This is a genomic window from Rhodoferax ferrireducens (genome assembly GCF_049302455.1).
In the GTDB taxonomy this organism is placed as follows: domain Bacteria; phylum Pseudomonadota; class Gammaproteobacteria; order Burkholderiales; family Burkholderiaceae_C; genus Rhodoferax; species Rhodoferax ferrireducens_B.
Map to the genome: position 1 here is coordinate 14,849 of NZ_JBAQMD010000069.1, position 15,772 is coordinate 30,620.

The 15,772-nt window shown below is 60.2% G+C and carries 14 protein-coding genes and 1 riboswitch; of the genes, 10 read left to right on the forward strand and 4 right to left on the reverse strand.

Going from position 1 to position 15,772, the window contains the following annotated elements:
- The first annotated feature begins 7 nt into the window (after window positions 1-7).
- Window positions 8-1,612 carry a DUF342 domain-containing protein gene (locus tag WA157_RS12360; RefSeq protein ID WP_422621239.1) on the forward strand — a complete coding sequence of 535 codons (1,605 nt, stop codon included), beginning with the start codon at window positions 8-10 and terminating at the stop codon, window positions 1,610-1,612.
- A 42-nt stretch (window positions 1,613-1,654) separates the two neighbouring features.
- On the opposite strand, the gene WA157_RS12365 is transcribed toward WA157_RS12360, so the two are convergent.
- A complete protein-coding gene (locus WA157_RS12365) occupies window positions 1,655-2,929 on the reverse strand; it encodes an HD-GYP domain-containing protein (protein WP_422621240.1) in 1,275 nt (424 codons plus the stop codon).
- Between the two features lie 115 nt (window positions 2,930-3,044).
- Window positions 3,045-4,919 (reverse strand): phosphomethylpyrimidine synthase ThiC, encoded by a 1,875-nt coding sequence (thiC, locus tag WA157_RS12370; protein ID WP_422621241.1) that lies wholly within the window; start codon window positions 4,917-4,919, stop codon window positions 3,045-3,047.
- 96 nt (window positions 4,920-5,015) lie between these two features.
- Window positions 5,016-5,117: riboswitch (TPP riboswitch) on the reverse strand.
- A 209-nt stretch (window positions 5,118-5,326) separates the two neighbouring features.
- On the opposite strand from thiC, the gene WA157_RS12375 reads away from it, so the two are divergent.
- From WA157_RS12375 to WA157_RS12415, 9 genes are all read left to right on the forward strand, one after another.
- Window positions 5,327-5,656 carry a cupin domain-containing protein gene (locus tag WA157_RS12375; protein WP_422621242.1) on the forward strand — a complete coding sequence of 110 codons (330 nt, stop codon included), beginning with the start codon at window positions 5,327-5,329 and terminating at the stop codon, window positions 5,654-5,656.
- Between the two features lie 316 nt (window positions 5,657-5,972).
- Window positions 5,973-6,383 carry a cupin domain-containing protein gene (locus tag WA157_RS12380; RefSeq protein ID WP_422621243.1) on the forward strand — a complete coding sequence of 137 codons (411 nt, stop codon included), beginning with the start codon at window positions 5,973-5,975 and terminating at the stop codon, window positions 6,381-6,383.
- A 133-nt stretch (window positions 6,384-6,516) separates the two neighbouring features.
- Entirely contained in the window at window positions 6,517-7,320 is an 804-nt protein-coding gene (locus WA157_RS12385; protein WP_422621244.1) for a class I SAM-dependent methyltransferase, read from the forward strand.
- A 3-nt stretch (window positions 7,321-7,323) separates the two neighbouring features.
- Window positions 7,324-7,515, forward strand: a complete 192-nt coding sequence (locus WA157_RS12390; RefSeq protein WP_422621245.1) for a hypothetical protein — start codon at window positions 7,324-7,326, stop codon at window positions 7,513-7,515.
- 270 nt (window positions 7,516-7,785) lie between these two features.
- Window positions 7,786-9,168, forward strand: a complete 1,383-nt coding sequence (locus tag WA157_RS12395; protein WP_422621246.1) for a Fic family protein — start codon at window positions 7,786-7,788, stop codon at window positions 9,166-9,168.
- Window positions 9,169-9,508: 340 nt separating this feature from the next.
- Window positions 9,509-10,672, forward strand: a complete 1,164-nt coding sequence (locus tag WA157_RS12400; protein WP_422621247.1) for a DUF4062 domain-containing protein — start codon at window positions 9,509-9,511, stop codon at window positions 10,670-10,672.
- A gap of 100 nt (window positions 10,673-10,772) precedes the next feature.
- The gene (locus tag WA157_RS12405) at window positions 10,773-12,428 is read left to right on the forward strand and encodes an Eco57I restriction-modification methylase domain-containing protein (RefSeq protein WP_422621248.1); all 1,656 of its coding nucleotides are present in this window, start codon (window positions 10,773-10,775) and stop codon (window positions 12,426-12,428) included.
- 32 nt (window positions 12,429-12,460) lie between these two features.
- The gene (locus WA157_RS12410; RefSeq protein ID WP_422621249.1) at window positions 12,461-13,195 is read left to right on the forward strand and encodes a PaeR7I family type II restriction endonuclease; all 735 of its coding nucleotides are present in this window, start codon (window positions 12,461-12,463) and stop codon (window positions 13,193-13,195) included.
- 18 nt (window positions 13,196-13,213) lie between these two features.
- Window positions 13,214-13,786 (forward strand): methylated-DNA--[protein]-cysteine S-methyltransferase, encoded by a 573-nt coding sequence (locus WA157_RS12415; RefSeq protein WP_422621250.1) that lies wholly within the window; start codon window positions 13,214-13,216, stop codon window positions 13,784-13,786.
- Between the two features lie 109 nt (window positions 13,787-13,895).
- Here the strand turns inward: WA157_RS12415 and WA157_RS12420 are convergent, their stop codons facing one another.
- Both WA157_RS12420 and WA157_RS12425 read right to left on the reverse strand, forming a co-directional pair.
- Entirely contained in the window at window positions 13,896-14,702 is an 807-nt protein-coding gene (locus WA157_RS12420; RefSeq protein ID WP_422621251.1) for a helix-turn-helix domain-containing protein, read from the reverse strand.
- A gap of 249 nt (window positions 14,703-14,951) precedes the next feature.
- The coding region (locus tag WA157_RS12425) for an efflux RND transporter periplasmic adaptor subunit (RefSeq protein ID WP_422621252.1) at window positions 14,952-15,772 on the reverse strand (821 nt) is incomplete at its 5' end.

The window sequence follows — 15,772 nt, forward strand, 5'->3', positions numbered from 1 at the left end:
ATAGGCCATGGACCTTCCAAACATTTCTTTCCGAGAAGCGGATGGACAAGTGTTCTTGCGCTGCGAGCCAGCGCCAGAACGCCTGCCTGTTGACAGCGCCGCACTGCATACCTTGCTGGCTCAAGCCGGGTATGGCGACTGCCTGCTGCACGAAGAGGCCATTGCCAGTGCTGCCCACGATTGCAACACCCAGCAAAGCCCCTTCGAGCGGCTGCTAGCCCAGCGCAGTGACGCCACGACCCAGGTCCACATTGCGCCCGACGAAATGAAAGCCGAGATCAGCCTGAGTCCCGCACATGGCGGCAAGACGATCACCATGGAAGACGTCAAGCGGGCGCTGGTTGAGGCGGGCGTCCTGTTCGGCGTCGACGAAGCGGCACTGCTGCGAGCCTGTGAACCGGGAATCCGCGAGCGTGTGCTGGTGGCCCGTGGTGTCAGCGCCGAAGACGGGCGTGACACCGTTTTTGAAGAAATGATTCCGCAAGCGGTAGACCGCGTACCCCAGCTGGATGAAAATGGCCTGATCGACTACCGGGAGCACGGCAGCATTGACTCGGTGCAGGCGGGTGCGCCTCTGATGCGCCGCATTCCGCCGACGGCCGGCGTTGTCGGCCATAGCATCCGTGGCCGTGTGCTGGCGCCCCGCCCCGGACGCGACGAGCCTTTTGCCGCCGGACTGACGGGCGCGCAGGTGGCCAGCGACGACCCCAACCTGCTGCTGGCAGCGGTGAGCGGGCAGCCGGTGCGGGTCAAAGGCGGCATCATGGTGGAGCCGATCCTGCGGGTCGCGGAAGTCAACATGACGACCGGCAACATCCACTATGACGGCACCGTGCAGGTCGATGGCGACGTCCTGCAGGGCATGAAAGTCCAGGCGAGCGGCGACATCGTGGTCAAGGGCATGGTGGACGGCGGACTTCTGGAAGCCGGTGGCGATATTCGTGTGACTGGTGGCGTCATTGCCCATGCCAGGCTGCGCGCAGGCGGCTCGGTCAGCGCACGTTTTGCAGAAGGCGCCCATATTTATGCCGGTACCGTGATTGCACTGGACGACATGGCTTTGGAGTGTGACTTGCAGTCACTCAACCAAATCGTCATCGGCGCCGCCTCGCCCGCGCGCGGACGCATGTTTGGTGGCTCGGCCACAGCCATGATGCTGATCAAGGTGCCCCTGCTGGGCTCGGCCAAGGCCGGTGTGACGCAACTGGTGCTGGGCGCCAACGCGGAGCTGCAGGCCAAATACCAGACGCTGCAAGAGCGCATCGCCAAAGAAAAATCGATTGAAGAGAACCTGGAGAAACTGGCCAAGCAACTGACGGCCACTGGGGACCCCAAGGGACTGTTGGAGCGTGTCAAGGCCTCCAGAGTACACGCCGTGCAGGTCTGGGGCCAATCCCTGGTTGAACAAGTTGAGCTGGAAAAGCAAATCGCGCTGGGACGCGCCGCCAAGCTTGAGGTGAGCGTTGGCGTGGCCGGGGCGGTAGACCTGCGCTTTGACAAACTGATGGCCCGGCTGCGTCAGGAATCCGGCGCCGGCACCTTCTGCGTTGACGAGCAAGGGCAAGTCGTCTTTATCGACCCTGCCGGGAACGCCGCGCCGACCAGCTCGTAATGCAAGCGCACCGGCGCGGGCAGCAGGCGCAGCCTTTTGGCGCTACTGGGCGCCAGCGCGATTCGATTCAGCGTCAAAGTAGTAGGTCACGCGCCGACGTGGCGAGAGATAGTCGTAGATCGGCTGCGGCAGTTGATCGGGCTTGAGTGCGCGGCTGATCAACACATCCGGTTCGCTTTCAAGCTCGACCAGGATCGCTCGGTCACGTGGCACCTGCTGGTCATAGATCAGCACCGTCGGCTTGAGCGGCTTGGAACTATTGACCGACACCACCATGCCCACGCTATCGTTCGACAACACGACGATGGTGCCAGGCGGGTAGATGCCCATGCAGCGAACGAAAGCGGTCAAGGCGGCTGCATCAAACCTGGCGCGCTGCTGCGCGTACATCAACGACAGAGCCTGGTGCGGCGTCAGGGCCAGTGACAATTTGACCGGATTGCACAGGTTATCGTAGGCGTTGACGATGGCGACAATACGGGCCAGCAGGTTGAAGTCAGCACCGGTCAAGCCCCTCGGGTAACCGCTGCCATCCATGTACTCGTGATGCTGCGCGATCACCAGCAAAGCCGCAGCTGGCAGACCCAGCTTGCGCCCGGTCTCGACGCCATAGGCGCAATGCTGCTGCAACAAAGACAACTCGGGTTTGCTCAAAGCCTCTGTTTTACGCACGATGCGGTCCGGAATATCGAGCTTGCCAACGTCATGAAACATCGCCCCCATGCCCATCAGGCGGATCGCCTCGCGTGGCGCCTTCAACTCCTTGGCCAGCATCATGGACAGCAGCGTGACATTGAGCGAATGAAAGTAGACGTCCTCTCCTCCCACCTGGTCCTTCATCAGATTGATCGCGATGTCCGAGTCGGTCAGCATCGAATCGGCAATCGCCTGCACCAGTGTTTCGGCCTCCTGGCGCGCTTGCTCCGGCTTGGCAAAGAGGTTTTGATTGATCGACTTGACCGCGCGGGCCGAGGTCATAAACTCTCGCTCGCAGGCCGCGACTCGCGCCTGCTGCGACAGCAAACGCTCGATTCGTGCACGCTTGGCCAGATAAAGGGGTCCGTCGTCCAGTGGTTTGGCCGGCGGCGACCCGGACGCAAAGTCCTTCGGGACTTTCAATGGCCCGCTATCGCTTTTGGTCGGGTTGTACTGAATGCGCTTAAGCCCGAGCGCCTGCAAGGTCACGATCTGCTCAAGATTCTTGATCTTGAAACTTGAGAAGGTGAACGGATGCTCCGTCCACGGCAAGTCGAGCTGAACATACATCCCGATGCACAGTTGCGCAGGCGTGACATACCCGCTGTTGGATGAAGACATTTCGCTTAATGGTCGCTTGTTGGGACAGCTTTCGATTTTATGCGGCCCCATCCGCACATCAGCTGTCCGTACGGTGCCAAAGACGCATTGCGGCCAGCCGGGCCAGGCGTTGTTGTCAAGTCTTGACGATCGGGATATAAATTTCCCCGCCCGCGCGCCTGAACTCCTGCGACATGCTCTCCATGCCGTCACTCAAGGCCTGCTCCTCGCTGACACCCTTGGTCTTGGCGTAGTCGCGCACCTCCTGCGAGATCTTCATGGAGCAGAACTTGGGGCCGCACATGGAGCAGAAATGCGCCACCTTGGACGAGTCTTTTGGCAAGGTCTCATCGTGAAAGTTGCGCGCCGTGTCGGGGTCGAGCGACAGGTTGAACTGGTCCATCCAGCGGAACTCGAAGCGCGCTTTGGACAGCGCGTCATCGCGTGCCCGCACGCCGGGATGACCCTTGGCCACGTCGGCCACATGCGCGGCAATCTTGTAGGTGATGATGCCGACTTTGACGTCGTCGCGATCCGGCAAACCCAAGTGTTCCTTGGGCGTGACGTAACACAGCATGGCGGTGCCGAACCAGCCGATCATGGCCGCGCCGATGCCGCTGGTGATGTGGTCATAGCCGGGGGCGATGTCGGTGGTCAGGGGCCCGAGCGTATAGAACGGCGCTTCGTGGCAATGTTTAAGTTGCTCGGTCATGTTGGCCTGCACCATGTGCATGGGCACGTGGCCGGGGCCTTCGATCATCACCTGCACGTCCTGCTGCCAGGCCTGCTGGGTGAGCTCACCCAGGGTGCGCAGCTCTGCGAACTGCGCTTCGTCATTGGCATCGGCACCGGAACCGGGGCGCAGACCATCGCCCAGCGAGTAACTCACGTCATAGGCCTTCAGGATTTCCGTCATTTCATCAAAATGGCTGTAGATGAAATTCTCTTTGTGGTGGGCAATACACCACTTGGCCATGATGGAGCCGCCGCGCGACACGATGCCGGTCATGCGATTCGCCGTGAGGTGGATGAAGGCCAGGCGCACGCCGGCGTGCACGGTGAAGTAATCGACGCCCTGCTCGGCCTGCTCGATCAGCGTGTCGCGGAAGATTTCCCAGGTCAGGTCTTCGGCGACACCGCCGACTTTTTCCAGCGCCTGGTAAATCGGTACCGTGCCGATGGGCACCGGCGAGTTGCGCAAAATCCAGTCGCGCGTGGTGTGGATGTTGCGCCCGGTGGACAGGTCCATCACGGTGTCGGCGCCCCAGCGCATCGACCACACCAGTTTTTCCACTTCTTCCTCGATGCTCGACGTCACCGCCGAGTTGCCGATGTTGGCGTTGATCTTGACCAGGAAGTTGCGGCCAATCGCCATCGGCTCCACTTCGGGGTGGTTGATATTGGCCGGGATGATGGCGCGGCCACGGGCCACTTCATCACGCACAAACTCGGGCGTCATGATCTTGGGAATACTAGCGCCAAAGCTGTTGCCGGCCAGACGTGCTTCGCGCTCGGCGTTGCCCAGGTACTGCTCCATCCAGGCCAGCTTCTGGTTCTCGCGGATCGCCACGTACTCCATCTCGGGGGTGATGATGCCGGATCTAGCGTAATGCATTTGCGAGACATTAGCGCCCGCTTTCGCGCGGCGCGGCGTGCGCTGCAGACCCGCAGCCTGCACGCGCAAGGATGCCAATGATTCAGAGTCGCCATTCTTCAGTCCATCGTCCAGTGCAAAGGGCGTGCGGCCGGTGTAGGACTCGGTGTCACCACGCGATTCGATCCAGGGGCCGCGCACCGAGGGCAGGCCCTGGCGCACGTCGACGTTGGCATTCGGATCGGTGTAGGGGCCGGAGGTGTCGTACACCACGACGGCCTCGCCGTTGCTCTGCATGATTTCACGCATCGGCACTTGAATATCGGCTTGCGTGCCGGGCACGTAGATCTTGCGCGAAGCCGGCAGGGGCTCGCGCGTGAGGCTCATCAACTGGCTGAATTTGTCGGGTGCATTCATCGCGTGGTCTCCTGAAGCTGTAATGAGGAAGTGCTCCGGAGAACAGTCAATCAACTCAGCGAACAGGGAAGACAGCGCGACCCGACAGAGGGTAGGAATAATGCAGTCTGGCGCTTCTTACGCCGGTATGAACCGGATCAAGTTCGCGGGTTCGGTCAACCATCTCAGCGCCATCACAGCGCACCCCGGGCAGGGCGGAGTTTAAGCGATCCGGCCAATTGTCTTTGCCTGGGCACACGGCAAACTCAACTAGCTATCAATTAAATAGCATTTCACGTAGAACGCACGGGGGCTAGAGGCCAAAACGGCCTCAAACCATGGGCACACCGGCCACAGGGTCTGCGCCGACCGTGACGATGGACGGACGATAATGAAACTTGGATCCACATCCGCATGGAGTGTTGACTATGGCAATTTCTCACTTGGCCGCAGGCCAGACCATCAATGTTTTGCCGCTCGGAAGCGCCTTGGCAAATGCACGTACCACGGCGCTATTCAAGTCCGAGCAGCTCGAAGTCATCCAGCTGGTGCTTCCGGCCGGCAAATCGTTTCCGCCGCACAAAGTGGCCGGTGAGATCACGATTCAGTGCCTGGAGGGAAGCGTCGAAGTAACGATTGAAGACACGCCCCAGACCCTGAAAGCGAATCAACTCATGTATGTATCAGGCGGTGTTCAGCATGGCCTGACCGCACTCGAAGACGCGTCAGCCCTGGTCACGATTGTGTTGCGCAAGTAGCGCGGTTCACGCAGCAGCACCACCGATGGCTCGACGCCGACCAAGGCTGGTTGGCAAGCGTTGCAGCGATGGCCGTCATGCCAATGACGAGCGCTGCTTTTTCATCTTTCAATCACGCCGTTCCTTTGAGATTTATCAAGGTCGAGAATGCGAATGAAGCGCACGGTGCCACTGATTGCGGCTCCGGTATCGGCGCGAAAGCGGCTGATCTGTAAAGTCAGCGCACGGCCGCGTTGGGATGGGGAAGTCCCTTTCATCCGTCAGGCGTCACCCCTGAACACGCACGATTTCCATGACAACCCGGAAAGGAGAACGTATGAAGCTACCGATGCACGCTGGCCTGCTGTTGGCGGCCCTGTTCATGGCTTGGCCATCGATGGCGCAACAGGAGAGTACTGCAAGACCCGAAATGATCTTGAAAGAAGACGTGTCTGGCATGCCCAAGGGTGAAAAACAACAAGTTCGCGTCCTGACGGCAAACTTCAAGCCCGGCGACAAAACCGTGTTCCATACACATCGATTTCCGGTCACAGTGTTCGTCCTGGACGGCGCATTCACGTTAGCGCTGGAGGGACGAGCGCCGGTTGTCCTGAAGACGGGCCAAGCATTCGTGGAACCGCCAAACGTCAAAATGACCGGCTACAACCGCAGCAGCACCGAGCCTCTTCGGGTGCTGATCTTTTATGTGAGTGATCCAGAAACACCTTTCCTTGACCCGACGCAGTGATTCTGGTTTTGGCAAGAAATGATTCATCGGCGCACGCCTGGCTCAACGACCAACTGGACCCTCAACGGCATGGCGCGGCCAGTCGCGGGATATGTCGAGTGGGGAGATCGAAGATGCACCGGAGGGTTTGATCATGGCTCACAAACAAGTGTCCGACACTTGGAATCGTGGGGACGCCTATGAGCGGTATGTCGGCCGGTGGAGCCGTCGGGTCGCTCCGATGTTCCTGTCCTGGCTGCGCATTCCAGACGGACGAAGGTGGCTGGACGTGGGGTGCGGTACGGGAGCGCTTTGCGCGGCAATCGTGGATCGCTGCGCGCCATTGTCGGTCGCTGGGGTCGAACCCTCGGAGGGCTTTCTCAAGACGGCGAAGGAGAATCTGGCGGGACGAGCAGTGCTTCGCCATGGCAGTGCAACCGCGATTCCGCTGGATGACGCGTCGGTCGACGTGGTGGTCTCGGGATTGGTCTTGAACTTCGTCCCGGATCAGCGCGCCGCTCTCGTCGAGATGGAGAGAGTGACCGCCAGCGGCGGAACCATTGCAGCGTATGTCTGGGATTACGCCGGGAAGATGGAACTCATGCGCCTCTTCTGGGATGCAGCGGTAGAACTCAATCCAGATGCCGCGAGGATGGATGAAGGAATTCGTTTTCCACTCTGCCATCCAGAGGCGCTCATGGCACTCTTCGCCAGCGCCGGACTCCATGGCGTAGAAGAGACGGCCATCGACGTGCCGACGCCGTTCGCAAGTTTCGACGACTACTGGCAACCCTTTTTGGGCGGTCAGGGACCGGCTCCCGCCTACGCCATGTCACTCGATGAAAACACAAGAACGCGCATGCGGGACCGCATACGAGGGCGAATCGCCGTCCAGGCAGACGGCTCGATCTCGTTGAGCGCACGGGCTTGGGCTATCCGCGCAACGGTTGCAAAATAGGCGATGTCCGACCCGACGTTGCACCGGACCCACCGCATGCTGCACGCCTGGACGACCCCTCGCCCTGCCAGTCCCATCTCTCCCAACCTTGCCATGCCAACCCAAGCCTACGCCCTCTTCCCCACGCCCATCGGCCACTGCGGCATCGCCTGGAGCGGCTTTTGCGGGACCCGCGACGAACATCATTTGCTATGAATTGGAGAGCGTGTTACGCAGATAAAACGGGGGCTAGAGACAGAAATAACTCAAACTTTTCGGCCAACCAAGCCGCGCGAACGCCGCCCCACCGCCGGCACCATCATCGCCCGGAACCCCGACATTCCACTCAACCGCCAGCGCGTGAGTTGGCGCGCACAAGGCGCCTGTCTGCGCGGCACGTGGCGCAGTTCATGAAATCGCGCCACAGTCGGCGCCATAAAAGCGCATAATCGCGCCAAAACAGATGGAACTGCGCCACTTTTCGCCATGAACGCCGACACAGCCCTGCTCCAAAACATTCAGTCTGCCCCAACCGGCCTTACGCTGGCTGAACTGCTGGCGCAACACCCAACCCTGAAGCGGCGCACGGTGCAGCGCTGGGTCAGCCAATGGGTTGCCGCTGGGCGCATCGTGGCCCAAGGCGAGGGCCGCGCTCGCCGGTATCTGCCAACTGCAGAATCCACCGCTGCATCTGGCACCGCATCGGTCGCGCCAAGCAACACCTTTCCCGCCCACATTCCCCTGTCCGCTGATAGCCAGGACATCCTCGCCTACGTCACCCAGCCGCTGCAGGGGCGCAAGCCGGTGGCTTACCAGCGCGACTTTCTGGATGCCTACCAACCCAACGTCACCGCCTATCTGAGTGCACCGCTGCGCCGCCAGTTGCACAACATGGGCAAGACCACCCGGATGAGCGAACCTGCAGGCACCTACAGCCGCGACATCCTCAACCGCCTGCTGATTGACCTGTCGTGGGCCTCCAGCCACTTGGAGGGCAACACCTATTCCCGCCTGGACACCATGGAGCTGATCGAGCATGGGCGCACCGCCACGGGCAAGGGCGCCATCGAGACGCAAATGATCTTGAACCACAAGACCGCCATCGAACTGCTTGTCGACAACGCGGGGGTAGAAAACGCCGGCAAAGCCGGCTTGAGCCGCTACCTGCTGATGAACCTGCACAGCACCCTGGCGGAAAACCTGCTGCCCAACCCGGCCGACGAAGGCCGTATTCGCCAGCACGCCGTCAACATCGGCAAGAGCGTGTACCGCCCCTTGTCCACGCCCCAGCAAATCGACGAAACCCTGGATGTGGTGCTGGCCAAGCTGAACCAGATTGCGGACCCGTTTGAGCAATCGTTCTTTGCCATGGTGCACCTGCCCTACCTGCAACCCTTCGCCGACATCAACAAGCGCACCTCACGCCTCGCGGCCAACCTGCCTTTGTTCCGCGCCAACCTGTGCCCGCTGACGTTTTTGGATGTGCCCGAACAAGCCTACAGCCACGCCACCCTAGGCGTGTACGAACTCACGCGAGTGGAGCTGCTGCGCGATCTGTATGTATGGGCCTACGAGCGATCCACCCAGGAATACCAGGCCATCCAGCAAGACCTGGCAGAACCCGACCCCACCCGCCTGGCCTACCGCGACCTGATCAAGCAAACCGTGAGAGAGGTAGTGCAACAGCCACAGTCTGACCCGCTGCAAGCGCTGGAGCGTGCCCTTGCGCCAGTGCCACAGGCCGACCGGGCTGATGTGCATGCTTTGCTGGTGCAGGAGCTACAGCGTCTGCATGAGGGGGTTTTGGCACGGTATGGCTTGCGGCCGTCGGAGCTGGCGGCGTGGAAGGTGACGCAGGAGTTGCTATGAATTTGAGAGCTGCTTGTGCTTATTGCACGTGGGCTGGAGGGCTAAAATGCTCGAAGCTTTTTGCCAAACGGGCTGCTGGGATCACATCGCAGACGACCGACGCCGACACTCCGCCAAGGCACCAGCGTGTGAACTTCCAAGTAAACAGTATGTGGCCCGTCCGTAGAATGCACCAGCAACCTTTGAAAAACTTGGATTGCTCAATAGCTTTGGCCCGATTGGTCACTAAAACCAAAATGAAATTCAAACACCGCTGACTTCTCGTTCGACAGTGAGTTAAAGGATCATTTCGACGGTCGTCTTCGATATCCGCTGAATTTCCACGAAAACCAAACACTTTATGCGCAACACCTCCGTCTTTGTTAGCTCTACGTGTTATGACCTACATTCTCTTCGAGAGCACCTCAGGTCCTCGATCACGGCGCTTGGTCATGACCCCATCCTGAGTGAATACCACTCCTTCCCGGTCTCACCCGAACTCAGCACTGTAGAGAACTGCAAGAAAGTCGTTCGTGACCGTGCTGATCTCTTTGTCCTGATAGTTGGTGGCAAGCGCGGCTCTCGTGATCCTGTCAGTCAACGCTCTGTTGTAAATGCGGAGTACCGGGAGGCAAAGAAGGCCGGGCTTGACTGCTTTGTATTTGTTGATCGCCAAGTTTGGGACCTACTGCCCCACTACAAGAAAAACCCGGAAGCGGATTTCACACCGACTGTGGACAATCCTGGAGTATTTGATTTTCTTGATGAACTGATCAGCGATACGAAGTGGATTTACCAGTTTCAACGCACCGACGAAATCATTCAAACGCTCACGAACCAGTTGTCGATTCGATTTCAAGACCTCCTGCGACGCAGGCGCGAAGGTCGGCTCACTGTGCCAATTGAGTTTCGTAGTGAATCCAGTCCCGTCATTGATCTAGTGCTGAACAAATCCAGCCTTTGGGAATATCGTTTGGCGGCCGAACTACTCAGCGACAGAATGTCACGCATCGATGCCAAGTTCCAGGACATAACGCAGGGCTTTGCATTCCGTCGCACAAAATTCCTCCCTGTCCGTGACACGATCCATCACATTCAGGACTTGCTCGCCGACGTCACCTCTGTACTGACTGCTGCGACAACCGTGATAACCCAGGAAATTGCGGGGGGGTTTGGTCCCACGGGCGAGCCAGGTAACGCAGTGCAAATCAAAAGGGGTTGCGACAACCTCTACTCACTCCTCCTAGTCCTTTATGAGTGGGAACTGGATGTACGTTTCGTTCGGCCTCATGAGTTGTTTGTTGATGTTTTCAATTCCATGCACGGCTGGTCAGCGGAACTATTGTCTGAGTTTCACCGCCTGCCGCATGAACTGAACAAGTTGCTTGCGCGGTCGGACCTGACCGGCGAACATACGATAAATTTGGTGTTAAAGGCCCCTTCTGGTCTAAAAGACTTCACCGCCGCATTTGCGAAACTATCAAGTGATCCACGAGTTCTTATGGAACTCGCAGCAGGTGGGTAGACATATAAGTTCTGGCTCGTGGACCACCTCTGACAATACTGACGGAAAGGCTGCGCCCATCTTGCAAGAACTCCTGATCGACCAACCCTCACTCCTTGGCATGTGCCCCATAACCGAGGCCGTGCAGAAACTTGCCCGTGATTCAGGGGGTGACGAGCGCGGGGCTGTCTTCACGCGGCGTGAGGTGGTGGATTTCATGTTGGACTTGGCGGGCTACATGCCGGATCGCCCTTTGCATGACATGAGACTCCTGGAGCCCTCGTTTGGCAGTGGGGAGTTTTTGCTGGCGGCAGTGGGGCGGCTGTTGACGGCATTTCAAGCAGCTGGCGGCGAGGGAGACTTGAGCTCCTGCATCCGGGCGGTGGAGCTGCACCGCGATACGTTTGATGCGACCAAACTCAATCTTGAAGCACTTCTTTCGCGTTTTGACATTTCAAAACCAGACGCCGCGCGACTGGTATCCGCCTGGTTGATATCGGGTGATTTTCTGTTGGAGCGGCTGCCGGGCCGCTTTGACTTTGTGGTCGGCAATCCGCCCTATGTGCGGCAAGAGCTCATTCCCGCCGCGTTGATACTGGAATATCGCAAACGCTATGCCACGCTCTACGACCGCGCGGACCTCTACGTCCCCTTCATCGAACGTTCGCTCGGGCTGCTGTCGGATGGTGGTCAGTGCGCCTTCATCTGTGCGGACCGTTGGACCAAAAACCGATACGGCGCACCACTGCGGGCGCTGGTGGCCGGCGGCTTCCACTTGCGCGCCTACGTGGACATGGTGGACACCCCCGCGTTCAACGCGGACGTAATCGCGTATCCGGCCATCACGCTGATCGAGAAGGCCAGGCCCGGCCCAACGCTGGTGGCCGAGCGCCCGACCATCGATCGTGAGCGCCTGTCGCTACTGGCTCGCGCGCTGTTGAGTGGACAAGCGGACGAGAAGATGGGCGTCTCGCTGGTCGAGCACGCGGCGACGGGCTCGGAGCCTTGGGTTTTAAGCTCTTCGGCCAAACGCGCGCTACTGCGTCGCCTGGAAGCCAAATTTCCACTTTTGGAAGAAGTGGGGTGCAAGGTAGGCATTGGTGTTGCTACAGGGGCCGACAAGGCCTTCATCGGCAAGATGGATGAACTGGACGTGGAGCCGTCGCGCAAATTGCGGCTGGTCACGACCAAGGACATCGCCAGCGGCGAGGTGCGCTGGCTTGGTCTTGGCGTGATCAACCCGTTTGAAGATGACGGAAAACTGGCCGACCTCGACCGTTATCCGAAGCTGCGCGCCCACCTCGAACGACATCGTGAGGCTATTGCAGGCCGTCACGTCGCCAAGAAGGCACCCGCCAACTGGTACCGCACCATCGACCGCATCACGCCCGCTCTTGCTGCGCGCCCGAAGCTGCTCATTCCCGACATCAAGGGCTCGGCCCACGTGGTCTATGAGTCTGGCGAGCTTTACCCGCACCACAATCTGTACTACGTGGAGTCGGGCGAATGGGATTTGCGGGCGTTGCAAGCCGTGTTGCTATCGAGTGTGGCGCGGCAATTCGTGGCCGCCTATTCAACGACGATGCGCGGAGGGTTTCTGCGGTTTCAAGCGCAGTACCTGCGGCGCATCCGCCTGCCAGAATGGAAAGCTGTGTCCACGGCCATGCGCGAGCGGCTTGTGCGGGCAGCGACAGCTTTGGATTTGAGCGAATGCGACAAGGCCGCCGCCGAGTTGTATGGCCTGACGGACGAAGAAGCTACGATGCTGGCGCAATGAAATCGAACAACAAAAAAAGGGGGGAGTGAAAGATGGCTCTTGATTTGAGCGACTATGAGAACAAGGCCCGCGAGGCGATCAAGGCATTTTGGCAATCCCGAGCGGATGCCACGCAAAAGCAAAAGGAATTCGGCAAGTCCGATCAAGGCGAGCGCGCCGGGGTGACCGGCGGCAAGAACATGGACGGCTTCGCAAACCTGGTGATCGACATCGTCAAGGCCAACGGCCTGCCCCATGCCCAGATTCACCAGAAGCGGGCCGTGTTGACGCTGCCGGGGTATTTCCGTCCAACCAAACTGTGGGACTTGCTGGTGATCAATGAAGGCCACTTGGTGGCGGCACTGGAATTCAAGAGCCACGTCGGCCCGTCGTTTGGCAACAACTTCAACAACCGGACCGAAGAAGCCATCGGCACATCGCATGATTTGTGGACGGCTTACCGCGAGGGCGCTTTTGGAAAGCAGGAGCGCCCCTTCGTGGGGTGGCTGATGGTGGTTGAGGACGCGCCGAAATCGCGATCCCCAATCAAGGATCAATCCCCTCACTTCCCGGTGTTTCCAGAATTCGTCGGCGCGTCGTACCAAAAGCGGTACGACATCCTGTGTCAGCGCCTGGCGCTGGAGCAGCTTTACAGTGCCGCGGCCGTCATTACCACGCCGCGCAAGGCCGTTAAGGATGGCGCCTACTCGGAGCTTTCGTCTATGACGGGCTTGCGTTCGTTCATGGCGGCACTGGCAGGACATATCGCAACGGAAGCCGCTCGGTAGGCGGCCCAGCGCGCGGACATGCCAACCCGAGCCTACGCCCTCTTCCCCACGCCCATCGGCCACTGCGGCATCGCCTGGAGCGAGCGCGGGCTGACTGGCGTGCAGCTGCCCGAGCAGGACGAGGCCGCCACCCGCGCGCGCATGCGCCGCCGGTTTCCGCTGTGCAGTGAAGCTATTGCACCGCCCCAGGTACAAGAGGCAATCGACGCCGTGGTGGCCCTGCTCAGTGGCGCGCCCACGGCGCCGGTGGATTTGTCGAACGTGGTGCTCGACATGGACGGTGTGCCGCCGTTTCACCAGCGTGTTTACGAGTTGGCGCGCCGCCTGTCGCCGGGTGAAACCGTCACCTATGGCGAGATAGCCCGCCGCTTAAGCGACCCCGGCGCGGCGCGGGCCGTTGGACAGGCGCTGGGCGCCAACCCGTTTGCACCGGTGGTGCCGTGTCACCGTGTGCTCGCCGCCGATGGGCGCGCGGGCGGCTTCTCTGCCAATGGCGGTGTCACAACCAAGCTGCGTTTGCTGCTGATTGAGCATGCCCGGTTCAACGGGCCGGGACTGTTTGATGACCCGGTGGATGCGCGGTTGTCCTAAGCTGGCAGACGGCAAGTTTTAGCTATCAATTAAGGAGCTGCTCACGCACAGCGCGCGCAGGCTAGAGGTCAAAAACATTCGAACCTTTGAAACAGGCGAGCCACCCGCATCACGATGGCTTGGTAGTTGCCGGCGCATGCACATCGCCGATGCGCGTCAGGCCGCCCAGGTCAGTGATCCGGATGTGGCGGGTTTTGACTTCGAGCAGGTGCAGCTTCTGGAATGCAGAAAAGGTACGGCTGACGGTCTCCAGCGTCAGCCCCAGATAACTGCCGATGTCGGCCCGTGTCATCCTCATTCGAAACTCGCTCGGCGAATAGCCGCGGGCCGACAGCCGCTGCGACAGGTTCAACAAGAAGGCTGCCAGTCGCTTCTCGGCCGTCATACCACCCAGCAGCATCAGCAAACGAAGTTCACGCACAAGTTCACGACTCATATGCTGCATCAGCGTGCGCTGCAATTGGGCATTGTTCCCCGCCAAATCAGTCAACAGTGCGTAGGAAACGGCGCAGACCTCGGTATCTTCCAGCGCGGTGGTGCTGCTGGCGTGCTGGCCTTCAGCCACGCCGTCCAGCCCAATCAGCTCTCCCGCCATGTGAAAGGCACTGACCCGCTCGGACCCATCCGACGTCTTCAGGCTCGATTTCAGGTTGCCACTGCGCACCTCGTAGAGGTATTGGAACGGTTGTCCCTCCAGGTACAGTTTCTGACCGGCCTTGATCTTGCGTCGACCGAACAGCAGACTGTTGATGCAGTCCGCATCGCTATTCTCCGTGCCGCTGGGTAAGCACCACGCGCGCAGATGACAGTGCGCGCAATGCGCGTTGACCACGCCGGCCTTCGCCGGCCCCGCGCCGGGACGGACAGACAGGGTCGAAATGGGTTCGACAAGAACTTCGAGTGGGGTGACGAACATGGCTTTTTTTTGGGTCGACAGGTGATCTTCAGTCAGTGGTGCGCTGTGAAGCGCGCCGAAATTTGCGGGTTGTAATCTCTGACCCTGGATAAGTCAATGGTTTCATGAAATACGCCCTTGATGTTGCGGGTCGGGGCAGCTTGCTGCCGATCAGACCCGATCATTTTCTGCCTCGGCAAAGCCGTCTGTTCGCCAGCGCGCACAAGACCTTCCAGGTCATCGTTTGCCACAGTGTCCAAAGCGCTTCTTTTACCGCGCCACCACACTCACCCCCTCCCGCACCCGGTCATCGGGATGATTGATCACCCGTTCGCCCGCCTGGATACCGGAGACGACTTGGGCGCTCAAGCCCGTGCGTTGGCCGATCTCGACACGGCGTTTGACCGCTTTGCCTTGCTCCACCACGAAGGCGGCCCAGCCGTCGCCATCGCGAAATAGCGCACTGGCGGGGATTTGCAGGATGTCCTTGCCCTCCCACACGATGAAGCTGGCTTCGACGCGGTAGCCGTCGCCCAGGCGTTGCCATTGGGTGGCGGGCGAGCTGAAGGCGACGATGACCCAGACGCGCTGTTCTTCGACGCCAAGGGCCGAGACCTTGGTAAAGCCAGTGGGTTCAATCACACGCACGACACCCTCGAGCGCGCCCTCACCGCCCCAGCGCTCAAACACCACGCGGGTGCCGGGATGGATGCGCACGGCATCGGCTGACAACAGGTCCACCTCGACTTCCAGCGCAGCCGGGTCCCCAATCTCGACCAGCGGCTGGCCGCTGGCCACCGTCCCTTCGCTCTTGTGCGCAATCTTCAGCACGCGCCCAGCCACCGGCGCAAGGACAGTCACCAGCTCAGTGCTGCTGGCGCTGCCGGCGTACTTCAGCGTAGTGCGGGCCGCTTCGAGTTCGTGGCGGGCGGTGATGACGGCAAATTGCGCCGAGCGCATATCCGCGGCGCTACGCTGCACCTCGCTGGCGGCACGGTCCTCGGCTGCGGCGCTGACGTGCCCCTGCAGACGCAGCGCGCGCACCCGCTGAAGTTCTGTTTGCGCCAGCTCGGCACCGCTGGCGGCAGCCT